Raw genomic sequence first — 24,587 nt, forward strand, 5'->3', positions numbered from 1 at the left:
AAGTTAGAAGCGTAGCGGCCGATACAGTGTCGACAGCCCCCACCGGGCATCGGCGCTCCCCCATGTCCGGAACCTACAACGAGGTCCTCGTCCTCTTCTCGCTGCTGGTCGCCATCCTGGCGTCCTACACGGCGCTGGACATGGCCAGCCGCGTGACGACCACCCAGGGCACCACGGCCGCGCGCGGGTGGCTGGCCGGCGGCGCGCTGGCGATGGGCCTGGGCATCTGGTCGATGCATTTCGTCGGCATGCTGGCCTTCGACCTGCCCATCCCACTGGGCTACGACCTCGCCATCACCCTGTATTCGATGCTGGCCGCGGTGGGCGCATCGGCATTCGCGTTGTGGCTGGTCTCGCGTCCCGATCTTCCCAGGCGTCTGCTCTGCCTCGGCGCCGTGCTGATGGGCGCGGGCATCGCGCTGATGCACTACATCGGCATGGCCGCGCTGCGCATGCAGCCTGGCATCGACTACGACCCTCTGTGGTTCGCGCTGTCCATCGCCATTGCCGTAGTCGCGTCGGGCGCGGCGTTGTGGATCGCCTTCCACCTGCGCCGTGGCCATCGCCGCCACTGGATGCGGCTGGCGGCGGCCGTGGTGATGGGTTTCGCCATTGTCGGCATGCACTACACCGGCATGGCGGCCGCGCGCTTCCCGGCGGACAGCTGGTGCGGCGCGGCCCGCGACGGCGGCGTCCCCGCGCCGTGGCTGGCGGTCCTGGTGGTGGTGGCCACCGTCGCGATCATGGGGATCGCGCTGATCGTCTCCGTGTTGGACCGGCAGATGCATCTGCGCACGCGCCATCTGGCGATCTCGCTGGCGCGCGCCAACGAAGAGCTGGTACAGGCGGCGCTGCACGACCCACTTACCCGCCTGCCGAACCGCGTGCTGCTGCAGGACCGCATCGAGCAGGCCATCGAGAAGGCCAAGCGCAAGCAGGAATCCCTGGCGGTGATGTTCCTGGATCTCGACGGCTTCAAGAGCATCAACGACGCCTACGGCCACCAGGCAGGCGATGCGCTGCTGGTCGCCGTCGCCAGCCGCGTGCGTGGACTACTGCGTGGCCAGGACACGCTGTCGCGGCTCGGTGGCGACGAATTCGTGCTGGTCGCTCCCTCGAGCGACCCCGACGATGCCGCGGTGGTCGCGCAGCGCATCCTCGATGCGGTCGCGATGCCGATCCAGGCGCAGGGTATCGACGTGCAGGTGACCGCCAGCCTCGGGATCGCCATGTACCCGTCCGACGGCATCACCGAGCGCGATCTGATGGCGCACGCGGATGCCGCGATGTACCACACCAAGGACAACGGCCGGAACGGATACACGTTTTTCGCGCCATCGATGAACGTCAGCGCGCACCAGCAGCTGAAACTGCTCAACGACCTGCGCCGCGCCGTGGAGCGCAACGAACTCCTGCTGCACTACCAACCCAAGTTCGCCGCGCCGGACTACCGGATGGCGGGCGTAGAAGCGCTAGTGCGCTGGCAGCACCCCGAGATGGGCCTCCTGGCACCGGGCGCGTTCATCGCCGCGGCCGAACGCAGCGGACTGATCCTGAGCCTGGGCGAATGGGTGCTGGACGAAGCCTGCCGCCAGTTGCGCGCGTGGGACGACGCCGGCCACGACGTGCCCACCATGGCGGTGAACCTGTCGCCCCTGCAGTTCTCCTCGCCCACCCTGGTCGACACCGTGCGCGACACGCTGGCGCGGCACGCGCTGGACCCGACACGCCTGACGCTGGAGATCACCGAGACCACCGCCATGCGCGATGCGGATGCCAGCGTCGGCATCCTCGACGCGCTGACGCGCATGGGCATCCGCATTTCCATCGACGACTTCGGCACCGGCTATTCCAGCCTGCTGTACCTCAAGCGCCTGCCGGCCACCGAGCTGAAGATCGACCGCGCCTTCGTTCGCGAACTGGAATCCAATGCCGACGACGCGGCCATCGTCGCCTCGATCGTCGCGCTGGGCCGCACGCTGAACCTCAAGGTCGTCGCCGAGGGCGTGGAAACGCCCGGCCAGCAGCGGCAGCTGCGCCAGTTGGGCTGCGATTTCTACCAGGGTTACCTGCTCGGCGAACCGGCGGCCGCGGACCGGTTGGTGCGCAGCATGGCTGCGCCCAGCGCCGACTGCGCCACCGCCTGAGTCAGCGCCCGTCCACCGCGCGCCGGCCCACGGCCGGATCGTCAGTGAAGAAGCCACTGATGCCGAGCGCCAGGTAGGCGCGGATCTCGGCGATCGATCCCGCCTCGTTGCGCGTGCGCGGATCGTCGCCTTCGCGCCGCGCCGACGGCAGGAAATGGTTCTCGGGCCGGAACGTGTAGGGCCACACCGGCAGGCCCGCCGCGCGCGCATCGCGCATCAGGTCCGTAGGCGAACCCAGCGTGCCGTCCGCCGCTTCCGGCATCAGGCTGCGCGTCCAGGGTCCGAGCAGGTCCGCATAGGTGGCGATGTCCTTCAGGCCCGCCGGCGTCATCAGGTCGGCATAGCGCCGGGCCATGTCCGCGGCCCGCGCGTCGCCGGGCACCGCATCGGCGGGACCCAGCAACTGCAGCAGGCGGATGTTCGGATGCGCCTGGCCCAGGCGCCTGCGCAACACGCGCAGGTTGTCCTGTTCGAACGACTGGATCACCACCGGTGCCTGACGCGTGTACGCGTGCGCCGCCAGCGCCTGCAGCAAGGTCTCCTCCATCGACAGACCGATGCGGCGGAAATGGCTGGGATGCTTGATCTCCGGGATCAGGCCCACGGTCCGCCCGCTGCGTGCTGCGTGTTCCGCGGCGAGCGCGATGATCTCCTCCAGCGTCGCGATCTCGAACGCACCGTCATGGTCCGTACCGCGCAGCTGTGGCAACCGCTCGCGTGCGCGCAGCGTCTTCAACTCGGCCAGGGTGAAGTCTTCGGTGAACCAGCCTTCGAAGGCGTCGCCATCGATCACTTGCCGGCGCTTGCGGTGGGCGAATTCGGGGCGTTGCGCGATATCGGTGGTCCCGCTGATTTCGTTCTCGTGGCGGGCGACCAGCACACCGTCGCGCGTCGCGACCAGATCCGGCTCGATGTAATCGGCGCCATCCTCGATGGCTCGCGCGTAAGCCGCCAGCGTGTGCTCCGGCAGGTGCGCGCTGGCGCCGCGGTGCGCGATGACGAGGGGACGCTCGGACGAGTCACCCGCGTAGGTCAGCGGCGCGACTGCCGTCAGGACCGCGAGCAGATGTGGGAAGGGCATGGTGCGATCCTCATCGGGTGAGCATGCCACGGGCGCGACAACGTCCGGAAAGCACGAAGCCCGGCTTCCGCCGGGCTCCGGTTTGCAACGCGGGAGGAGAGAGGTGCCTCGTTGCCGGACACAGTGTGCGCCTGGCGTGTGACAGGCCGGCGACACCGGGCGCGCCCTAGCCCCGCAGCAACGAATGACGTCGCGTCAGTGCCTTGACCACCTCGGACCGGCCCGCCACGCCCACCGCGGCCAGCGGCTCGCCGGCAAGATCGCGCGTGGCCAGCACGGCGCGATAGGTGGCGAAATCGTGGATCTCGCGCGCGAAGCAGGGGAACGCCACCACCGCATCCAGCCCGTCGGCGCCTCGGGCGGCGTCCAGCAGCGCCAGCAGGGCGGCCGGCGTCGCCTGCAACACCGGCACCGGCACACTGGCACTGGCCATGAAACGGCGCCCGGCGGCATCGTGCAGCGCCTGTCCCGCCAGCGCGGGAAAGGCCGCCCCCAACCCGGCCGCCACCACGCCCACGGCGTTGGCCAGCAGCCCCAGCGGCGCACCCGGATCCACCACCACCGCGATGCGGCGAGCCACCGACTCATCCATGACCGGCGACTCCCCGCAGCAGGAAGCGCACTGTGGACGGATTCTCGCCGATGCGGCGCATGGCGTAGGGCCACCAGTCCGCGCCGAACGGCACGTACAGGCGTACGCGTCGACCCGCCTGCGCCAATCCGCGCGCGACCTCATCGCGCGCGCCCAGCAGCATCTCGAACTCGTAGGCCTCCGGTGGCCAGCCGGCGCGTGCGGCGAAGGCCGCGATGGCCTCGTGCAGACCGGCGTCGTGGGTGGCGAACACCGGATACACGCCCGCGCGGCGGGCCGCCGGCGACAGCAGGGCGCGCGCATGAGTGAGGAAGGCGGCGGTCACGTCCTCCCGCCGTTGCAGGGCCAGATCCGCGCTGGCCGGGAAGGCGCCCTTCACCAGCCGGACCATCGCACCGTCCGCGATCAGCCGCGCCAGGTCGTCCGCGGTGCGGTGCCGGTAAGCCTGCAACGTGATCGCGGCGGGAATCCCGGCAGCACGCAGCGCATCGTGCCCAGCCAGGGTGGCATCGGTGACGCTGGCATCCTCCATGTCGAGCATCAACGCGTGCCGGCCCGGACGGGTGGCGGCCGCGACGAGGTCCGTGCCGATCCGCGCCAGGTTGCGCGCCAGCGTGTCCGTGGACTCCAGCAGCCCCAGTTGGGTGGGATCGACCGACACGTGAACGTCCAGCCCGGCCGCCGCCAGCGCCGCCACGGCATCGCGCTTGGCCTGGACGTTGCGCTCGACCTCCATCGGCGAGCGGACGTATTCGCCAAGGTGGAACAGCGAGCAGGCGATGCCTTCGTCTCGCAGCCGCCGTGCGGTGTCCGCGGCGGCTTGCGCATCGGCGCCGCCGCAGTAGCGCGCAGCCAGCGCGCGCCCCACGCCGGCCGACTGCCCCCATGCCTTCCATCGTTCGGAGCCCGCCAGGCGGGAGAAGAGGCGTCGCCAATAAGTATCCATGGCCGAAAGAATGTCCCGGCAGCCTTGGAATAGGCTGACCGATGTACCGGTCAAAGGCGGATCTTGCGATAGATTCTTCCAGGCCCTGCCGTAAGCGAGAAAGAAATGAGCAAAACCGCCCCGATCGACAAACGCGACCGCGAGATCCTCCGCATCCTGCAGAAGGAGGGACGCCTGTCCAACCAGGAACTGGCCGAGCGCATCCACATGGCGCCATCCCCCTGCTGGCGGCGCGTGAAACAGATGGAGTCGTCCGGGCTGATCCGCGGATACCGCGCCGTCCTCGACCGGGAACAATTGGGCCTGGGTGTGATGGCGCTGGTCAGGATCAGCATCGACAGCCATTCGGAGGCTGAGGCGCGCCGTTTCGAACATGAACTGGCCGCCATGGACGAAGTCCACGCCTGCTTCGCGGTGACCGGCGAAGCGGACTTCGTGCTGCAGGTGGTCGCCGCCGACCTGGACGCCTACGCCCGCTTCGCCATGCAACGGCTCCGGCGCCTGCCGGGCATCAAGTCCATGAACACCATGTTCGTCCTGCGCGAACTCAAGGAGACGCCGGTGTTGCCGGTGGATTGACGCATCCAATCAGCCCGGCCACCACGCTTGACATCATTACATGTAAGAACTACCGTTTATTTCATGACAGCCCCGCGCCCCGCCATCAAGGCATCCACGCTGCACGTCCGCAACTATCGCGAACGCATGCGCGAGCAGGGGCTGGTCAAGAAAGATGTTTGGATCCGGCCCGAGTATGCCGAGGAGTTGGCCGCCATCGAGAGATCGATGCGCGAGTCCGATCGCAACGCCGGCATTCCCTACCTAGCCGCGCAGCCCACCGAGGCCGGCTGGACCGTGGCCGCCATCCGTCACGCGCTGATGCAGACCAGCACCGTACGCGACGGCCTGATGAGCCTGGAGACCATCGAGGGCGCCGAACCCAGCCTGCACCTGGTCATGCACGAGTACGGCGACCTGTCGGTATTCCTCGCTGTCGGCGGCGAGCAGATCCTGGTGGAGGCCTACCTCTGGCCGGTGGAGGACGTGATTGACCCCGGCGCGTTCAACGCGCACGTCCTGAGTACCCATGTACTTCTGCCACTCTCGACCATCGGACTCCAACGGATCGGCGGCGTCGCCGGATACACCATGTTCGGCGCGCTCGACAGCCACTCCAGCCTCGCCAACGTCATGTTCGAGATCGAGACGCTGGCCGAAAACGTCATCGCCGCTACCGAAGCTTACCGCCCGTTCCTGCGCGTCACGACGCGGAGGAGAAGCTGATGCCGGACACGCTGAAGACCCTCTTCAAGCGCATCCAAGAGGGCATGGAAGGGTTGGCCGACGCCGTGATGGGCGACCGTGCCGAACGCTTGCTGGACGGGGAAATCCGGGCCGTGGACGATGCGCTGCACGAGGCACGAGGCCAACATGCCGCGGCGAAGGCACGCCGGATCGCCAACGAGCAGCGCCAGGCCGTCCTGACGTCCCAGATGGGTGAGGCCGAGGCAACAGTGGACGCTGCCTTGCGGCAGGACCGTCTCGCACAGGCACGCACCGCCGCCGACGAGGTCGTTCGCCTTGAGACCGAGCGCAGCGAGCGGATGGAGGAGGCCCAGCGGCTCGCCGCCCTTGAGCGCCTGTTCGCGCATAGCGTGGACCAGCTCGAAGGCCGTCTGCGCCGGCTCAAGCATCAATGGGACCTGCTGCGTGCCTCCAACAGCCTGCAGCGCGCGCAGGCGACGGTGGCGCGACGGCAGCCGGGCGATGCGCTCCACCCAGAGCCCGCGTTCGCATCCGCCGCGCGCATGAAGCATCGGCGCACGCCCGACCTGACCCCTCCTGCTGATAGTCCAGTCAAGCGCGGAAAGAAGACGGCCGCGGATCCGGCGGAAGCGGTGCTGGACCGCGCCCGCAAACGCATCACGTCTTCAGCGCGCAAACGCTGAATCCGGGGAAGATCAATGACCGAATTTCTGAACACCGCTCTGACCTTTCCTACGCTGATCTACAGCGTATTACTTGCTTTCTGCACGGTGTATTGGCTGCTGGCGGCCACTGGCATCGTCGACCTCGATGCCGTGGACGGATGGGTCGCCACCGACGGCGACAGCGTCGAGCCCAGTGCGATCGCCGGCATGCTCGCCAAGCTGGGCCTGTCCGGCGTGCCGATGATGCTGGTGCTGACGGTGTTGTCGCTCTTCGGCTGGCTGATCACCTACTTCGTACAGTTGTTCCTGCTCCAGCATGTGCCCGACGCCCTGCGCTGGATCGTCGGGGCAGGCGTGGCGATTGTCGCGCTGCTGCCCGGCGCGCTGGCCGCCTCGCTCGCGCTGCGCCCCCTGGCCGCCCTCATCCATCGCCTGCGCCCGCCAGTCCCGCCTTCCGTGCTGGGCCGTGCCGGCGCGGTGATCTCGGCGCACGCGGACACCGATACCGGGCGCGCCCACTTCGACGACGGAGGTGCGGGCCTGATCCTGCAGGTCCGCACCCTGCCCGGCGAACGCTTCTCGCGAGGCGACCGCGTCGTCCTGATCGAGCATCTCGAACCGGGCAACACCTACCGCGTCATTTCCGAAACCGCCTTCCACCAGCAGTAAGCACCCGCGCCGTCTACAAGGAGTTCCGCCATGAGCACTGCCACGATCCTTCCCTTCGTCATCGGCCTCGGCGTCTTGCTGGTGCTGGGACTAGGCTTCATCGGCATCTTCAAGGCCTTCTACAAGAAGGTCGAACAGGGCACCGCCCTCATCGTCAACGACATGAGCTCCCAGCCCAAGGTGCATTTCACCGGGGCGCTGATCATCCCGGTGCTGTACAAGGCCGAGCTGATGAAGATCAGCCTGATCACCCTGCAAGTGGACCGCCGCGGCAAGGAGGGCCTGGTCTGCAAAGACAACATGCGTGCGGACATCGCGGTCGCGTTCTACCTGCGCGTCAACGAAACGCCCGCCGATGTGCTCCGCGTGGCCAAGGCCATCGGTGCCGACCGCGCCTCGGACAAGCACGCAGTCGACGAACTGTTCAATGCCAAGTTCTCCGAAGCCTTGAAGACCGTTGGCAAGAAGTTCGACTTCACCGACCTGTTTGACAAGCGCCAGGAATTCCGCGACGAGATCGTGGCCGTCATCGGCCAGGACCTCAACGGCTACGTGCTGGAAGACGTCGCCATCGATTATCTGGAGCAGACGCCCAAGCACCTGCTGGACCCCAGCAACATCCTCGACGCCGAGGGCATCCGCAAGATCACCGAACTCACCGCGCGCCAGAACGTCCACACCAACGAACTGGAGCAGAATGAAAAGCTGGCCATCACCAAGAAGAACACGGAGGCACGCGAGGCGCTGCTGGCGCTTGAGCGTCAGCAGGCCGAGGCCGAAGCGCGTCAGAAGCGCGAGGTGGAAACGGTGCGGGCCCGCGAAGCCGCCGAGACGGCGAAGGTGATCGAGGAGCAGCGCCAGGTCGCCGAGCGCGCGCGCCTGGAGACCGAGGAGCAGATCAAGATCCGCGAGCAGGAGCAGCTGCGCCAGGTCGAGGTGGCCGAGCAGAACCGCCGCCGCGCCGTCGCGATCGAACTTGAGCGCGTGGCGCGCGCCGAGCAGCTCGAGCGCGTCAACACCGACAAGGAAGTCCAGATGCAGCAGGTCGACCGCGACAAGGTCGTCGAGCAGGGCCGCATGGAAGTGGCCAACGTCGTGCGCGAGCGCACGCAGATCGAACAGACGGTTGCCGTGGCTGAGGAGAAGATCAAGGAGACCCGCGAGGTCGCCGAGGCCGACCGCGCCAAGCAGGTGACCGTGCTGGCTGCCGAGGCCGCTGCCCAGGAGACGCTGGTCAAGGACGTGAAGGCCGCCGAAGCCGCCGAGCAGGCCGCGCGTCACCGCGCGGTCGAACTGACCGTGCTGGCGGAGGCGGAATTGCAGGCCGCCGGCAAGCAGGCCGAAGCCAAGCGCGTGCTGGCCGATGGCGTTCGCGCCGAAAGCGCCGCGCCCGGCCTGGCCGAAGCGCAAGTGCGGGAAGCCAACGCCGTGGCCATGGAGAAGACCGGACTGGCCGAAGCCCGCGTGCTGGAAGCCAAGGCCGACGCGACCTACAAGCAAGGCAATGCCGACGCGCGCGTGCTGACCGAACGCCTGACCGCCGAGGCTGAAGGCGCGCAGAAACTCGGCCAAGCCAACGCCAGCGCCGCCCAGGCCATGGGCGATGCCGAAGCCAGCAACATCGCCAAGAAGATGTCGGCCGAAGCAGAGGGCCTGACTTCCAAGTTCGATGCGATGGGCAAGATGAGCCCGGATGCGCGCAGCCACGAGGAATTCCGCATGCTGCTGGAAACCCAGCTGCGCCAGTTGCTGGCGTCGATCGACGCGGGCAAGGCGATCTCGCGTGAGAACGCCGAAGTGCTGGCCAGCGCGCTGAAGAGCGCCAACATCGAGTTGATCGGTGGCGACGGCGGCGTGTTCAACGCGCTGACCAAGGGCGTATCGCTGGGCAAGGCCTTGGAAGGCATCGTGGGCGAAAGCCCGATCGCCGCGCAGTTGCTGGGTCGCCTCGCCGGCACGGGTCTGCCACTGGCCGGTCGCACCCAAGCGGAAGTCGCCGACGCCTGATCGCCGTCACGCCCCAGCCGGGCCGGCGGGCCTACCCGCCGGCTCCGATTTTCCGCATCGACCGCCCAGGACGGGCGAGGACGAGGTCCGATGTCCGACACCGCAAACAATCACGCGACTTCCGCTGGCGCGCAGGTCGATCAAGCTGTCGCCCAAGGCGGTGCCTATGAGGTCCTGCGCCGGCGCCTGAGCGAACAGGGTACGCGCCTGCGTGGCCTGGCCGACGCGCTCAACGCGCAGCGCCTGCAGGAGTTCGGCGACAGCCGCATGGAGGCCATCGGCCGCCTGCGCATCCGCACCGAACACAATTCCGTCGGTCGCGATATCGTCCAGGTCGGCGACCTGCTGCTGTTCGGCTTCAACGTCTACATGGGCCTGAAGGCGACCACCTCGGTGGCCGACGTGTTCGGTTTGTACCGGTTGGTGGAGACGGCCGAGGGCTTTGACGTCGCCCCGGTGGACCTGGCGACCAGCTTCCTGTCCGAGGGCACCTTCCAGCGCGACTTCGGCGAGTTGTACAGCTACTACAAGGACGCCCGCCTGCTGCAGCTGATCGTGCGCGACGGCCGGCTGCTGATGGCGTTCCAGATCGGCCTGAAGTCCAGCGACGTGCGCGTGTTCCGCTGGACGCTGGCCTCGGACGGCGGCATCAGCTACCTGGATGCGCGTGGCGAGCGCGACATCGTGCTACCGCCGCCGTTCGACTTCGAATGGGTCCGCGCCACCAAGGACATGGAAGTCAGCGGCCGCCATCCGCACCTGAACATTCTCGACACCTTGTTCGTCGAGACCACCGGCGGCGACCTCACCCTCAAGGTGGAGAACAACACCGAGACCGGTGCCGGCGTCTACAGCGAACCGGTCGAGGACCGCACGCAGTCGCTGGATGACGCGCAATTCGAGTACGCGCGCGTCGGTTCGTTGATCCTGCTGAAGGTTCTGCCCTACCGCGAGACCGTATGGCGCGGCCTGGTCTACAACACGCTGACCGGCAAGGTCGCGCGCGTAGACGCCATCGTGCAGGCCTGCATCCAGCTGCCCGAAGACCACGGCATCATCTTCCCTGGTGGCTACTACCTGCAGAACGGCGAACACAAGGCGTTCGATGCCACCGTGCAGGACATGCAGTACAAGCGCACGATCCGCTCGCCCAACGGCGAGGACGTGCTGTACATCTTCTACGCGCGCGAAACCGGCCAGGCCGCACTGCTGGTCTACAACCTGATCCAGCGCCGCTTGCAGCCACCGGTGCTGGCGCACGGCTATGCCCGTCTGCACGACGGCCGCATGGTGCTGTTCCGCGCAGAGAACGACGACCCCACGCGCGTGCACCAGATGCAGGTATGGCAGACACCGTTCACCTCCGACGAGTTCGCCGCCACCCGGCCGCCGGGCACATCCTTCATGGGCCGCCTCGGCAACGCCGAGCTGGTCCGCGCCATGTCCAACCTGCTGGACCTCGCCCGCGAGATCGAACGCGAAGACGTCTCCGCCCAGCGCTACCAGTTGCTGACCCACGGCACGCGGCGCCTGTTCGACCTGCACCACTGGATCGACGACGCGCAGTGCGACGGCCTGGCCACGTTGCTGCACGACATCGCCGCCACCGGCGAATCGGTGCTGGACGAGTACGAAAAAGTGCAGGAGATCCGCCGCCAGTCCGACACGGCCATGGCGCAAGCGCAACGCGACCACCGCGCGCTGGTCGGCCGCCTGCAGCCGGAGGGCTGGCAGCAGGTCGGCGAGTTCGTCGACGCGCTCGGCGCCGTGTCGCGCCTGCGCGGCCACTTGCTGACGATCCGCGACTACCGCTACATCGACACGGCCGCCATCGACGCGATGACGGCGACGCTGCAGGAGGCGCATGCGCGCATCGGTGCGGCGACCGGCGACTTCCTCGCCGGCGAGAAGGCGCTGCAACCGTTTCAGCAACGCCTTCTCGCCCTGGACGAACAGGCACAGAAGGCGAAGAGCGCGCGCGAACTGGGCGAGGCGATCGACGCCATGCAGGCCATGTCCGGGGAGCTGGACATGCTGTCCGAACTGATGGCCACGCTGAAGGTCGAGGACGCCACCCAGCGTACGCGCGTGGTGGATGCGTTGTCGTCCATCTACGCCCGCCTCAACCAGACGCGCGCGCGCGCCACGCAACGGCGCCGCGAACTGGGTTCGGCCGAATCCGTCGCCCAGTTCGGCGCGCAGTTCACCCTGTTCGGCCAAGCGGTGGCCAACGCCCTGGCGCTGGCCACCACGCCGGAGCGCGCGGACGAGCAGCTCTCTCGCCTGATGGTGCAACTGGAGGAACTGGAGAGCCAGTTCGGCGAGCACGAGCAGTTCCTCGGCGACATCCTGACCAAGCGCGAAGAGATGCTGGAGGCGTTCGAAGGCCACAGGCAGGCGCTGCTCGACGAGCGGCAGCGCAAGGCGCAGTCCGTGCTGGATGCGGCGAATCGCATCCTGGAAGGCCTGGGCCGGCGCACCGAGCGTTTCACCACGCCGGACGAACTCAACGCCTTCTTCGCCGGCGACGCCCTGATCCTAAAGCTGCGCGAACTGGCCGAGCGCCTGCGCGAGCTGAAGGATTCCGTGAAGGCCGACGATGTTGAAGCGCGCATCAAGGCCGCGCGCGACCAGGCCGTACGCGGACTGCGGGATCGCAGCGACCTGTTCGAGGAGGCCGGCAACGTCATTCGCCTGGGGCCGCGCCATCGGTTCAGCGTCAACACGCAGCCGCTGGACCTGACCCTCATCCCGCGCGGCGACGCGTTAGCCGTTCACCTCACCGGCACCGACTACCTGGAGCCGTTGCACGACCCGGCGCTGGAGGCCCTGAAGCCGTACTGGGACGTGTCGCTGGAATCGGAATCGCCCGCGATCTACCGCGGCGAATACCTGGCCGGCCGGCTGCTGGAGGATGCGCGAGCCGGTCGCCATGGCGTGGACATGCAGACGCTGGCGCAGGCGTTGTCCGATCCGGCCGCACTGGATCGCATCGTGCGCGACTACGCCGCGCCGCGATACCGCGAAGGCTACGAAAAAGGTATTCACGATCACGACGCCGCCGCGATACTGCGGACGTTCCTGCCCTTACAACAGGCGGCCGGCACGCTGGTGCATGCGCCGGCAGCCCGCGCCCTGGCGGTCGCCTATGCGTGCCGCCGCGACGCCACACCGCAGGAGACCCTTGATCGCCTGCGCGCCGCGCGCGCGATCGATGCGCTGTCGCCTGGCGTCGGTGCCCTGGCCGGCGCGCGTGACGAACTGGCTGCGGCGATCGCTGTCTGGCTCCAAGATGAAGCGCTCCCGCTGCCGGCCGATGCATCCGCCGCTGCCGCCGCGTTTCTCGCCGACACGTTGAGCGACGCAACGCCGACGTACCGCTTCACCCACTACGCTGAAGCATTGGTGACCACCTTCACCAAGCGCTTGGCGGAAGACGAAAGCGGCGCCGTGCTCAAGAGCGCATTGCAGCGGTTGAACGACCGCCCAGCGGCAGCGTGGCAACTGCTGCTGCAGGCGTTCTCCGCACTGGCCACCACGCCGGGCCTGGCGCCAACGGCACCCTACGTAACCGAGGCGGTTGCGCTGTTCCGCCACGGCGCGCAGCTGACCCACGTCGTGGACCACGTCACGCTGATGGCGCAGGTGGACGGCCTGCTGGGCGACCACCCGCGGATCGCCGGGGGGCGCCTAGCGGTGGCGGTGGACGACTTGCTGGCGCGTTTTGCCGCGCACTGCGACCGCTTCGTCCCCGCGTGGCAGCAGTATCAAGCTCTGCGCGCCGAAGTCGTCCAGCACGAACGTACGTCCATGCGCCTGTCGGAGTTCAAGGCCAGGCCGCTGACCTCGTTCGTACGCAACCGCCTGATCAACGACGTCTACCTGCCGGTGATCGGCGACAACCTCGCCAAGCAAATGGGCACGGTGGGCGAGAGCAAGCGCAGCGACCTGATGGGATTGCTGATGCTGATCTCGCCGCCGGGCTACGGCAAGACCACGCTGATGGAGTACGTGGCGCACCGCTTGGGCCTGGTCTTCATGAAGGTCAACGGTCCCGCGCTGGGCCATGAAGTGCGCTCGCTGGATCCTGCGCAGGCACCGGACGCCACATCGCGGCAGGAGCTGGAGAAGCTCAACCTCGGGTTGGAGATGGGCAGCAACGTCATGCTGTACATCGACGACATCCAGCATACGCATCCGGAATTCCTGCAGAAGTTCATTTCGCTCTGCGACGGCACCCGGCGCATCGAGGGCGTCTGGCGCGGCAAGACCAAGACCTACGACATGCGCGGTCGCAAGTTCGCGGTGGTGATGGCGGGCAACCCGTACACCGAGTCCGGCGAGGTGTTCAAGATCCCGGACATGCTGGCCAACCGCGCCGACATCTACAACCTGGGCGATGTGCTGGGCGGCATGGAAGACGCCTTCCTGCTGAGCTACGTGGAGAACTGCCTGACGTCCAATCCGGTGCTGGCGCCGCTGGCCACGCGCGACATGTCCGACCTGTACCTGCTGGTCGACAAGGCGCTCGGCAAGGAAGTGAGCACCAACCAGCTCTCGCACGCATACAGCGGCGCAGAGGTCAACGAGATCGTCGCGGTACTGTCGCGGCTGCTGTCGGTGCGCGACGTGGTCTATAAGGTCAACCAGCAGTACATCGCCAGCGCCGCGCAGGCGGACAAATACCGCATCGAACCGCCCTTCAGACTCCAGGGCAGCTACCGCAACATGAACAAGCTGGCGGAGAAGATATCGCCGGTGATGAATGCGGCCGAGCTGCAGCAACTGCTGTCGGACCATTATCTCGGTGAAGCCCAGTTGCTGACCACCGGCGCCGAAGAGAACCTGCTGAAGCTCGGTGAGCTGCGCGGCACGCTGACCGACGCGGAGCAAGGGCGCTGGAAGCAGATCAAGGCCGACTTCATGCGCAACAAGGCGATGGGGTCCGACGACGCCGACGTGGGCGGTCGCATGGTCGCGCAGCTCGCGGACATCGCGGCGGGGCTGCAGCGCCTCGGCACGCCCACACACGAGACGCCGGTCCCGACGCCCGCGCCGTGGGAGGCCCTGCTTACCGCCCTGCAGGCATTGCGCCCGACGGAAACGGCCCATCCCGTGCCCACGGCTCCGGCCACGCCGGCGCCCGTGACAGACACTGCGCCGGTGCTGGAAGCGCTGCGGCAGACGCTGGCGCGCCAGGATCAGCTGAGTACCGCGGTGATCGCGCTGGCCGATGCCTTGCGTACTCCGGTGGAAGCGCCGCCCGCCGGTACGCGCGCCAAGGCCAAGCCGCGCTCGTCGCGGCAGGTTGCTTTCGATCGCGTCATCGCCGACCTTGAGTTTCGCGAGGAGCGCCCGACGCCCATCCTCGACGTGTCGCCGGACCCGCCTCCGCCTGACGACGATGAGGCGCCGCGGTGACGACGGAAGCCTCCATCCTGGCCGACCACGCCGGCGCGATCCGCGCGCTTGGCGGGGCCGACATCGGCGATCTGCTCGAGACGCTGCGCGATCTGCGTGCGGCGCTGCTGTCGGCCGATACGCGTGCGTTGCGACGCAGCGTCGGCTTCTGGGGCCGGCTGATCGGCCGCGACATCCGCCTCGGCGCCGAGGCGCGCGCGCTGCGCGAGCGCAGCGGCGTCCTGCTCGTCCGCGCACAGGCGCAGGCCGCGCGGCTGCGCGATCAGCATGCGGTACTCGCCGGGCACGCGGCGCGGCTTCGCCAGGCCTGCGCGCTGCTGCAACACGACATCGACGCGCAGGCCGCCGCCTTCGCGGGCGAAGCCGCGACAACGCCCTCCGCGCGACTGGATCATCTGGTCGCGCTGCGCACCGCCTACGAGATCACCGCCAGCCAGCTGGACCTGGTCGCCGCCAACGCGCTGGCCGTGGCCGAGCGCCATGCGCAGCAGTTGCCCCGGCTTGCCGTGCTGCTCGACCAGCAGCAGGGCGTGGCCGCCGGTGTCGCGCAGGGAATGCAGCTATCCTCTGCCCGGCGGACGATCGACGAACTGGAAGCCTACATCGACCACTTGCCTGCGCCGACCACGGTGCCGGCACCCGATAACCCTGCACAGGAGGTCCCATGACGACGCCGAATCCCGACCAGACGCTGGTCCCCGCCGCCCTATCGCCACAGCTGCTGACCGACCTGGGCCTGGACAGCGCCGACATTCCGCGTATCCAGGAAACCGCTAGGGCGCTGGACGATATCGCGCCGGGCAACCTGCACACCTATGGCCGCGAGGCCACCACCAAGACGAGCGCGTTCAGCACGCAACTATTGGACAAGGTGCGCAACGCGGACCTGGACAGCAGCGGCGACAAGCTGGGCGAAGTCGTGCGCATCGCGCGCTCACTCAACCTGGAGTCCTTCCACGGCCGCTCCAAGGTGCCGGTCATCGGCGCGTTGATCGATCGCCTGCGCGCGACCAGGGACGACCTGGTGCAGCGCTACAGCTCCACCAACCGGCAGATCGACCATCTGATGGCCGATGTCGGCAAAACCCAGCAGATCCAGCAGCAGCGCGTACGCGAGTACGACCAGATGCACGACATCGTGCGCGAGGAGCGACGCGAACTGGGCGTGCACGTCGCCGCCGGCCGCGTGCGCATTGCGGAACTGGAAGCGGAACTGGCGTCGCTGTCGGGCCAGGAAGATCCGGAGTCGCGCAGCCGCCGCGCCGCGCTCGACACGGCGCTCCGCCTTATCGACAAGCGCGTGTCCGACCTGCAGGTGCTGCAGCACGCTGCCGACCAGACGCTGCCGATGATCCGCCTGATCCAGGCCAACGCGATCCAGCTGATCGAGAAGTTCAGCGCGGTGCGCGACATCACCATCCCGATGTGGCGCAACCAGTTCGCCATCCAGCTGTCGCTGGCCGACCAGCGCAACGCGGTGGAGCTGGCGAACGCCATCGACGACGCCAGCAACGAGCTGATGCGCAAGAATGCCGAACTGGTTCACGCCACCGCTGTCGGTACCGCGCGCGCCAACCAGCGCTCGGTGATCGACGTGGACACGCTGCGCACCGTCAACGACACCCTGATCCGCACGGTCGAGGAAGTCCGCGAAATCCATCGCGAGGGCATGGCGCACCGCAAACAGCTGAGCAGCGAACTGGCCGGCATGCGCGAAGACCTGGAGAAGCGCCTCGCCCTTCCCACGAGCGCCAATCCGGCCTGATCGCACGGTTACCGCTGGCGAAATGAAGAAGGGCCGCCCTGGGCGGCCCTTCTTGCGTCCGGCATGCCGGGTTTACTCCACCGTCACCGACTTCGCCAAATTGCGCGGCTTGTCCACGTCGGTGCCGCGCGCCAGTGCAGTGTGGTACGCCAGCAGCTGCACGGGGATGGTGTGCACGATGGGGCTGAGCACGCCGACATGGCGCGGGGTGCGGATGACATGCACGCCTTCCGATTCGCTGAAATGGCTGTCCTGGTCGGTGAACACGAACAGCTCGCCGCCGCGCGCGCGCACTTCCTGCATGTTGGACTTCACCTTCTCCAGCAGCACGTCGTTGGGTGCGATCACCACCACCGGCATGTCGGCATCCACCAGCGCCAGCGGGCCGTGCTTCAGTTCGCCGGCCGGGTAGGCCTCGGCATGGATGTAGGAGATTTCCTTTAGCTTGAGCGCGCCTTCCAGCGCGATCGGGTAATGCAGGCCGCGGCCGAGGAACAGCGCGTCGGACTTCGGCGCAAAGCGCTCAGCCCATGCGGCGATCTGCGGTTCCAGGTTCAACGCATGCTGCACGCTGCCCGGCAGGTGGCGCAGTTGCTCCAGGTAGTCGGCTTCCTGCGCCGGCGTCACCTTGCCGCGCAGCTTGCCCAGCACGACGGTCAACTGGAACAGCGCCGCCAGCTGCGTGGTGAAGGCCTTGGTGGAGGCCACGCCGATCTCGGCGCCCGCACGCGTGTAGCAGACCAGCTCGCTGGCGCGCGGAATGGCGCTCTCGGGCACGTTGCAGATCGACAGCGTGTGCTCGTGGCCCAGCGACTTGGCGTACTTCAGCGCCTCCATCGTGTCCAGCGTTTCGCCGGATTGGGAAATGGTGACGATCAGGTGCTTGGGGTTCGCGTACGCGGCGCGGTAGCGGTACTCGCTGGCGATCTCGACATTGCACGGCACGCCGGCGATGGCTTCCAGCCAGTAGCGCGCAGTCATGCCCGCGTAATAGCTGGTACCGCAGGCGAGGATCTGCACGCCCTCGATGTCCTTCAATGCGGCTTCCGCATTGGCGCCGAACAGCGTGGGCTGGAAGCCCCCGTCGACCACCGCCTCGATGGTGTCGGCGATCGCGCGCGGCTGCTCGTGGATCTCCTTCTGCATGAAGTGTCGATACGGGCCCAGCTCCAGCGAGGCCAACGACACGTCGGAGACGTGCACGTCGCGCTCGACGGGTTGGTCCTTTCCGTCGAACACGCGCACCGACTGGCGCGTGACTTCGGCGGTATCGCCTTCTTCCAGGAAGATGACGCGGCGCGTGGCCTGGATGATCGCGGACACGTCCGAAGCGATGAAGTTCTCCCCCTCGCCCAGGCCGATCAGCAGCGGGCACCCCATGCGCGCGCAGACCATGCGCTCGGGTTCCTTGCGGCTCACCACGGCCAGCGCGTAGGCGCCGGTGAGCTCCTTCACCGTGCGCTGCAGCGCCGCCAGCAGGTCATCGCCGCCCTTGAGGTGGTGGTGCATCAGGTGGGCGATGACTTCGGTGTCGGTCTGCGATTCGAACACGTAGCCGAGGGCGCGCAACTTCTCGCGCTGCTCCTCGTGGTTCTCGATGATGCCGTTGTGCACCAGCGCCACACCGTGGCTGATGTGCGGGTGCGCGTTGGCTTCGGTGACGCCGCCATGGGTGGCCCAGCGGGTGTGGCCGATGCCCAGACTCGCGTTGAACCCTTCCGCGGCGGCGGCACTTTCCATTTCGGCGACGCGGCCGGTGCGGCGCACGCGGCGCACGTCCTGCCGGTCGACCACCGCGATGCCCGCGGAATCGTAGCCCCGGTATTCCAGCCGCTTCAGTCCCTCGATGAGTACCGGTACCACGTCGCGATCGGCGATCGCGCCCACAATTCCGCACATAGGCCTGTGTCTTCCATCTGAGTGAAACGAATGGACATTCTACGTGTCCGGCACGGGACAGGCCGTGTCCGGCGAGTGTCCGCGGACACCCGGACAGCCTCTGGCGCCGGACAACCCCCTTGTGAATCAACCACTTGCGTTTGGCACGCATCCTGCTGATACGAGCAGGTCATTCCAAAGAACGCATGCCGCCGATGATTCGGGACACCTCCGCGCAAGACCGAGTGCTCAGCTCCTCCCAGACCCGCCCGGCCTGGCGCCGGTGGGTGTGGCCGGCCGCTGGCGGCGCCGTGCTGCTGGTCGGCATCGCGTTCGCCGCGCGCGGCTGGCTGGCCGGCACCTCGTCGGTGGATGGCGCCCGCCTGCGCATCGCCGAAGTGACCCGCGGCGACCTGGTCCGCGACATCGCCGCCGACGGCCGCGTCATCGCCGCCAACAGCCCTACCCTGTACGCCGTGGCCGGGGGCGTGGTTACGCTCAAGGTCGTGGCCGGCGACAAGGTGACCAAGGGCCAACCGCTGGCCGAAATCGACAGCCCGGAGCTGCGCAGCAAGCTGGCACAGGAGCAGACCACGCTGGCCGGCCTGGAAGCCGAAGCCAGCCGCGCCACCCTGGATGCCAGCGTCACCCGCGCCAACGCCCAGAAGGCGCTGGACCAGGCGGGGATCGAACGCCAGGCCGCCGAACGCAACCTGCAGCGCTACCAGCGCGGCTACGACGGCGGCGCGGTGCCGCAGGTCGACGTGATGGAAGCGCAGGACAACCTGCGCAAGGCCGAGATCGCGCTCTCTCATGCGCGCAAGGATGCCGGCCTGCAGGGCCAGGGCGCCGGGCTGGATGCCCGCAACAAGCAGCTGCTGGCCGAGCGCCAGCGCGCGGTGGTGGCCGAAGTGCAGCGCCAGGTCGATGCGCTGACCCTGCGTGCGCCGTTCGACGGCCAGGTCGGCCAGATCCAGGCCGTGCAGCGTTCCAACGTGGCGATCAACGCACCGGTGCTGAGCGTGGTGGACTTGTCGGTGTTCGAAGTCGAGATCAAGGTGCCCGAGAGTTTCGCGCGCGATCTCGCCATCGGCATGCCGGCCACCCTGACCAGCGCCGGCCAGCCCTACCCGGGCGAGATTTCCGCGGTGTCGCCGGAAGTCGTCAACGGCGAAGTCGTCACCCGCCTGCGCTTCTCCGACAAGCAACCGCCGGGCCTGCGCCAGAATCAGCGCCTGGCCGCACGCATCCTGATGGATACACGCCGCAACGTGCTGATGGTCGAGCGTGGTCCGTTCCTCGAGCAGGGCGGAGGTCGCTACGCCTACGTCATGGACGGCAGCTCCGCCGTGCGCCGCCCGGTGCAACTGGGCGTCAGCAGCCTGAGCCATGTCGAAGTACTCAGCGGCCTGCAGCCCGGCGACAAGGTGGTCGTCTCCGGCAGCGACCTGTTCGGCGATGCCGAGCGGGTGTCGGTGAATTGAAAGCCGGGATTCGGGATTGGGGAATCGGGATTCGCCCGCTCCCGGATGTCTCGACTCCCTCTCCGAATCCCCAATCACGAATCCCTAATCCCATCCGAAGGAACCCGCCATGCTAGAGATGCGCCAAGTCGCCAAGGTCTACCGCACCGAACAGGTGGAAACGCATGCGCTGCGTTCCCTGGACCTGCATGTCCGCGAAGGCGAGTTCGTCGCCGTCACCGGTCCGTCGGGCTCGGGCAAGACCACCTTCCTCAACATCGCCGGCCTGCTGGAGACCTTCACCGGCGGGCAGTTCCTGCTCGATGGCCAGGACGTCAGCCACCTCGGCGACGACGCCCGCTCGCGCCTGCGCAACCAGAAGATCGGTTTCATCTTCCAGGGCTTCAACCTGATCCCCGACCTGAACCTGTTCGACAACGTCGACGTGCCGCTGCGCTACCGCGGGATGCCGGCGGCCGAGCGCAAGCAGCGCATCGAGGATGCGCTGGCCCGCGTGGGCCTGGGCTCGCGCATGAAGCACTACCCGTCCGAGCTGTCGGGCGGCCAGCAGCAGCGCACGGCGATCGCGCGCGCGCTGGCCGGCAGTCCGCGCCTGCTGCTGGCGGACGAACCCACCGGCAACCTGGACTCGCAGATGGCCCGCGGCGTGATGGAGTTGCTGGAGGAGATCAACCGCCAGGGCACGACCATCATCATGGTCACCCACGACCCCGAACTCGCCGCGCGCGCGCAGCGCAACGTGCACATCGTGGACGGCATGGCCACCGACCTGTCGGTGGAGCCCGCGCTGATCCGCGCGGCGCACGCCGCCGAAACCAGCGCCTCCGCCTGAGGAGACCCGACATGTTCGGCTACTACTTCACCCTCGCGCTGCGCAGCTTCAAGCGCAACAAGGCGCTGACCTTCCTGATGGTGCTGGCCATCGCGCTCGGCATCGGCGCCAGCATGACCACGCTGACCGTGTTCTACGTGCTGTCGGGCGATCCGATCCCGCAGAAAAGCGACAAGCTGTTCTACCCGCGCATCGATCCGCGTTCGGCGAACGGCTTCACGCCCGGCGACGAACCGGAAGACCAGTTCACCCGTTACGACGCCGAACGCATGCTGCGCGACAAGAAGGGCGACCGCCAGGCCTTCATGACCGGCGGCGCCTCGTCGATCGAGACCGAGGACGGCCGCATCGAACCGTTCCGTGTGGATGCGCGCTACACGACGGCCGACTTCTTCCCGATGTTCGACGTGCCGTTCCGCTACGGCAACGGTTGGTCGGCCGGCGATGACGAATCGCGCGCGCGCGTAGCCGTCATCTCCAAGGCGCTGAACGACAAGCTGTTCGGCGGCGCCAACAGCGTCGGCCGCGACATCAAGGCCTCCGGTGCGACGTTCCGCGTGATCGGCGTACTCGATGAGTGGCGCCCGGCGCCGAAGTTCTACGACATGACGCAGGACCGCTTCACCGAAGTGGAACAGCTGTTCGTGCCTTTCTGGACCGCGCTCAGCCTGAAGATGGGCACCCAGGGCAACATGAACTGCTGGGGCGACTCCAGCGGAGATGAAGAAGGTTCGCGCGGACCCAATGCCCCCTGCTCGTGGCTGCAGTACTGGGTGGAGCTGGGATCGGCGGAGAAGGTGAGCGCCTACAAGCAGTACCTGGCCAATTATTCCGACCAGCAGCGCGCGGCGGGCCGTTTCGAGCGACCGACCAACGTGGACCTGCACAACGTCATGCAGTGGCTGGACAAGCAGGGCGCCGTGCCCGGCGACGTGCGCCTGCAGGTATGGCTGGCGTTCGGCTTCCTCGCGGTCTGCCTGCTCAACACCGTGGGCCTGCTGCTGGCGAAGTTCCTGGGCCGCGCTTCGCAGATCGGCGTACGGCGCGCATTGGGTGCGACGCGCAAGGCGATCTTCGCGCAGTGCCTGGTCGAAGCGGGTACGGTCGGCCTGGTCGGCGGCGTGCTCGGCCTCGTGCTGGCCTGGCTCGGCCTGCTGGCGGTGCGCCAGCAGCCCGCCGGCTATGCCGACCTGGCCCACATGGACCTGAAGATGCTGCTGGCCACCTTCGCGCTGGCGATCGTCGCCAGCCTGCTCGCCGGCATGTTGCCCGCCTGGCGCGCCATGCAGGTGACGCCCGCCATCCAGCTCAAGAGCCAGTGACCCATCCATCCAAGAGGCACGTCATGGACATCCGCCCCATTCTTTCCACTCTGGCCCGCCACAAGACGGCCGCCGCGCTGATCGTGCTGGAAGTGGCGCTGTCGTGCGCCATCATCTGCAATGCGGTCTTCCTCATCACCCAGCGGCTGGAGCGCATCGACCGCCCCACCGGCATGGCGAACGAGGAGATCGTGCGCATCAGCATGGGCAACATCGGCGACAACCCCGAGGCCGACGCGCTGGTGAAGCAGGATGTCGCCAGCCTGCGCGCCCTGCCCGGCGTCAAGGCGGCCAGCAGCATCAACCACGTGCCGTTCGACAACTCTTCCTGGAACAGTTCCATCCAGCTCGCGCCGGAGCAGGAGCGACCCACGGCGCAGGCCAACGTCTATCTCGGCGAATCCGTCATCGACACACTGGGCCTGAAACTGGTCGAGGGCCGCGACTTCAATGCGGACGAGTATTCCAACTGGACGGAGATGAACAAGCAGAACGCCAAGGTCACCATGCCGGCGGTGATCCTGAGCCGGGAGCTGGCGAACAAGCTGTTCCCCGGTGAAAGCGCGATCGGCAAGAACATCTACTCCTGGAACGCGGACAATGCGCCGCATCGCGTGGTGGGTGTGGTCGAACGCCTGATCCGTACCAACGACAATGGTGGTCCGGCGGAAGCCGGGTACACGATGATCTTTCCGGCGAAGGACATGACGCTGGGCACGTTCGTGCTGCGCACCAGCCCCGAGCGCCGCGCGGAAGTGCAGAAGGCGGCGGTCGCCGCACTCGAGAAGAACAGCGCGCGCCGGCTGATCCTGCGCGAGGGCACGTTCACCGACATCATGAGCAACTACTACCGCGGCGACCGCGCGATGGCCTGGCTGCTCATCACGGTGATCATCTCGCTGCTGGTCGTCACCGCGTTGGGCATCGTCGGCCTGGCCAGTTTCTGGGTGCAGCAGCGCACCAAGCAGATCGGCATCCGCCGTGCGCTGGGCGCGACCAAGGGCCAGATCCTGCGCTACTTCCAGACCGAGAACTTCCTGCTGGCCACGCTGGGCATCGTCATCGGCATGATCCTCGCCTACGGCATCAACCAGATGCTGATGGGCAAGTACGAATTGCCGCGCCTGCCCCTGCTGTACCTGCCGGTCGGCGCCGTGCTGCTGTGGCTGCTGGGCCAAGCAGCGGTGTACGGTCCGGCGCGCAAGGCCGCTTCGGTGCCGCCAGCGGTCGCCACGCGCACCGCCTGATTCCTCCGCTTCATGCCGCGCATGCCGGTCTGGCGTGCGCGGCGACGGGGTTCCCATGTCTCCTCCGTTCCTGCTGCTGGGACGCCACCACGCGGGTACCTGGCTGATCGCACTGCAGTTGGCGTTCGGCGTGGTCCTGTGCCTGCAGGCCTGGCAGGCGGTCACCGGCCTGCGCGCCGCGCGCACCGCGCCCGACGGCGTCGACGATGCCGGCTTGCTGCTGGTGCCCTGGCTGCAGACCACGCCCGCAACGGATCCGGGCGTCGCCGACGTCCTGCGCCGCCTGCGCACTGTGCCGGGCGTGCGTGCGGTAACGGCGTCCAACCAGGTGCCTTACGGCAACAGCGCCTGGAGCGTGCACGTGTGGACACCTGCGCGTCCTGCGGAGCGCAACGTGGTGTCGGTGTTCCTCGGCGAAGAGCACTTCGGCTCGACACTCGGTATGGCGATAGTGCGCGGACGTGATTTCTTACCCGGCGAGTTCCGCAACTACGCCGGCACCCAGACCGATCTGCATGCCGGCCTTGGGCCAGCCATCATCTCGGCCGCGCTGGCGAAACAGCTGTATGGCGATGCGGACCCGCTCGGCCGTACGCTGTTGACCGCACCGGGCGCAAAGCTGCACGTGATCGGCGTGGTCGAGCGCGTGCCGCCGCCGGCCAGTGCGCGCGACGTGCGCGACCTGGCCATGCTGTTGCCCGTGCGGATGGTGCGCGCGGGCGACGCGCAGTTCCTGATCCGCCATGACAACGACACGCATGACATGGCCGCGCGCATCCGCGCTGCACTTTCCGCTGCCTATCCGTCCGTGGCCATCGCCGCGCCGGTCGAGATGGCGGCGTTGCGCGAGGACGCGTTGCATGGCCCGCGCTTGCGTGCGCGGTGGTCGGTGGGTGCCTGCACCGCGTGGTGGCTTTCCACGCTCGGCCTGCTGATGCTCGGCGGTCAGCGCTGGGTGCAGGCGCATGCGCAGGAGTTCAGTCTGCGTCGTGCCACCGGCGCGACCGGTCGCCAACTCGCGCGCCGCCTGCGTTGCGAATACCTGGGGCTGGCAACCATCGCAGCGACGGTGGGCCTGGCCTGCGGCTGGCTGCTGCCGCGCATCGCGCCGGATGGATGGGCCGCTACGCCCTCCATTGCCGCAATGCTGGCAACGGTGGGATGGGTGACGCTGGCCGTGCAGTTCGCCGCCGCGTGGCCCGCGCGCCTGGCCCGCCGCATCCCGCCGCACCTCGTCAGCCGCAGCCCTTCGGTTAGGCTATAGC

18 protein-coding genes are annotated in these 24,587 nt (G+C 67.9%); 14 read left to right on the forward strand and 4 right to left on the reverse strand.

The window, feature by feature from the left end:
* Nucleotides 1–62 precede the first annotated feature (62 nt).
* On the forward strand, nt 63–2,147 hold the full coding sequence (locus tag AC23D6_RS17515; RefSeq protein ID WP_487750485.1) for a putative bifunctional diguanylate cyclase/phosphodiesterase: 2,085 nt from the start codon (nt 63–65) through the stop codon (nt 2,145–2,147).
* A 1-nt stretch (nt 2,148) separates the two neighbouring features.
* On the opposite strand, the gene AC23D6_RS17520 is transcribed toward AC23D6_RS17515, so the two are convergent.
* The 3 genes from AC23D6_RS17520 to AC23D6_RS17530 all read right to left on the reverse strand — a co-directional run bounded on the left by AC23D6_RS17520 (nt 2,149) and on the right by AC23D6_RS17530 (nt 4,766).
* Nucleotides 2,149–3,228 (reverse strand): glycerophosphodiester phosphodiesterase, encoded by a 1,080-nt coding sequence (locus AC23D6_RS17520; protein WP_487750486.1) that lies wholly within the window; start codon nt 3,226–3,228, stop codon nt 2,149–2,151.
* A gap of 166 nt (nt 3,229–3,394) precedes the next feature.
* A complete protein-coding gene (locus AC23D6_RS17525) occupies nt 3,395–3,820 on the reverse strand; it encodes a DUF2000 family protein (protein ID WP_487750487.1) in 426 nt (141 codons plus the stop codon).
* Nucleotides 3,813–4,766 carry a proline dehydrogenase family protein gene (locus tag AC23D6_RS17530; RefSeq protein ID WP_487750488.1) on the reverse strand — a complete coding sequence of 318 codons (954 nt, stop codon included), beginning with the start codon at nt 4,764–4,766 and terminating at the stop codon, nt 3,813–3,815. Before AC23D6_RS17530 ends, AC23D6_RS17525 begins: the two co-directional genes overlap by 8 nt.
* A gap of 105 nt (nt 4,767–4,871) precedes the next feature.
* Between AC23D6_RS17530 and AC23D6_RS17535 the strand changes: the two genes are divergently transcribed.
* The 8 genes from AC23D6_RS17535 (at nt 4,872) to AC23D6_RS17570 (ending at nt 16,559) form a co-directional block, all read left to right on the forward strand.
* Entirely contained in the window at nt 4,872–5,345 is a 474-nt protein-coding gene (locus tag AC23D6_RS17535; protein ID WP_487750489.1) for an Lrp/AsnC family transcriptional regulator, read from the forward strand.
* A 63-nt stretch (nt 5,346–5,408) separates the two neighbouring features.
* The gene (locus tag AC23D6_RS17540; RefSeq protein ID WP_487750490.1) at nt 5,409–6,050 is read left to right on the forward strand and encodes a YjfI family protein; all 642 of its coding nucleotides are present in this window, start codon (nt 5,409–5,411) and stop codon (nt 6,048–6,050) included.
* Nucleotides 6,050–6,715 carry a PspA/IM30 family protein gene (locus tag AC23D6_RS17545; protein ID WP_487750491.1) on the forward strand — a complete coding sequence of 222 codons (666 nt, stop codon included), beginning with the start codon at nt 6,050–6,052 and terminating at the stop codon, nt 6,713–6,715. The genes AC23D6_RS17540 and AC23D6_RS17545 overlap by 1 nt, the downstream gene beginning before the upstream one ends.
* Before the next feature lie 15 nt (nt 6,716–6,730).
* On the forward strand, nt 6,731–7,366 hold the full coding sequence (locus AC23D6_RS17550; protein WP_487750492.1) for a hypothetical protein: 636 nt from the start codon (nt 6,731–6,733) through the stop codon (nt 7,364–7,366).
* A 30-nt stretch (nt 7,367–7,396) separates the two neighbouring features.
* Nucleotides 7,397–9,373: a flotillin family protein gene (locus AC23D6_RS17555; RefSeq protein ID WP_487750493.1), complete on the forward strand. Its 1,977-nt coding sequence runs from the start codon at nt 7,397–7,399 to the stop codon at nt 9,371–9,373.
* A 90-nt stretch (nt 9,374–9,463) separates the two neighbouring features.
* A complete protein-coding gene (locus AC23D6_RS17560) occupies nt 9,464–14,794 on the forward strand; it encodes a DNA repair ATPase (RefSeq protein ID WP_487750494.1) in 5,331 nt (1,776 codons plus the stop codon).
* Nucleotides 14,791–15,462: a hypothetical protein gene (locus AC23D6_RS17565; RefSeq protein WP_487750495.1), complete on the forward strand. Its 672-nt coding sequence runs from the start codon at nt 14,791–14,793 to the stop codon at nt 15,460–15,462. Before AC23D6_RS17560 ends, AC23D6_RS17565 begins: the two co-directional genes overlap by 4 nt.
* On the forward strand, nt 15,459–16,559 hold the full coding sequence (locus tag AC23D6_RS17570) for a toxic anion resistance protein (protein ID WP_487750496.1): 1,101 nt from the start codon (nt 15,459–15,461) through the stop codon (nt 16,557–16,559). Before AC23D6_RS17565 ends, AC23D6_RS17570 begins: the two co-directional genes overlap by 4 nt.
* A gap of 72 nt (nt 16,560–16,631) precedes the next feature.
* Here the strand turns inward: AC23D6_RS17570 and glmS are convergent, their stop codons facing one another.
* Nucleotides 16,632–18,458, reverse strand: a complete 1,827-nt coding sequence (glmS, locus tag AC23D6_RS17575; RefSeq protein ID WP_487750497.1) for a glutamine--fructose-6-phosphate transaminase (isomerizing) — start codon at nt 18,456–18,458, stop codon at nt 16,632–16,634.
* 194 nt (nt 18,459–18,652) lie between these two features.
* On the opposite strand from glmS, the gene AC23D6_RS17580 reads away from it, so the two are divergent.
* From AC23D6_RS17580 to AC23D6_RS17600, 5 genes are all read left to right on the forward strand, one after another.
* A complete protein-coding gene (locus AC23D6_RS17580; protein WP_487752671.1) occupies nt 18,653–19,921 on the forward strand; it encodes an efflux RND transporter periplasmic adaptor subunit in 1,269 nt (422 codons plus the stop codon).
* 109 nt (nt 19,922–20,030) lie between these two features.
* The gene (locus tag AC23D6_RS17585) at nt 20,031–20,753 is read left to right on the forward strand and encodes an ABC transporter ATP-binding protein (protein ID WP_487750498.1); all 723 of its coding nucleotides are present in this window, start codon (nt 20,031–20,033) and stop codon (nt 20,751–20,753) included.
* Between the two features lie 11 nt (nt 20,754–20,764).
* A complete protein-coding gene (locus AC23D6_RS17590; protein ID WP_487750499.1) occupies nt 20,765–22,075 on the forward strand; it encodes an ABC transporter permease in 1,311 nt (436 codons plus the stop codon).
* Nucleotides 22,076–22,098: 23 nt separating this feature from the next.
* A complete protein-coding gene (locus tag AC23D6_RS17595; RefSeq protein WP_487750500.1) occupies nt 22,099–23,322 on the forward strand; it encodes an ABC transporter permease in 1,224 nt (407 codons plus the stop codon).
* A 55-nt stretch (nt 23,323–23,377) separates the two neighbouring features.
* Nucleotides 23,378–24,586: an ABC transporter permease gene (locus AC23D6_RS17600; protein ID WP_487750501.1), complete on the forward strand. Its 1,209-nt coding sequence runs from the start codon at nt 23,378–23,380 to the stop codon at nt 24,584–24,586.
* Nucleotide 24,587 lies beyond the last annotated feature (1 nt).

It is taken from the genome of Pseudoxanthomonas sp. G3, from assembly GCF_057654715.1.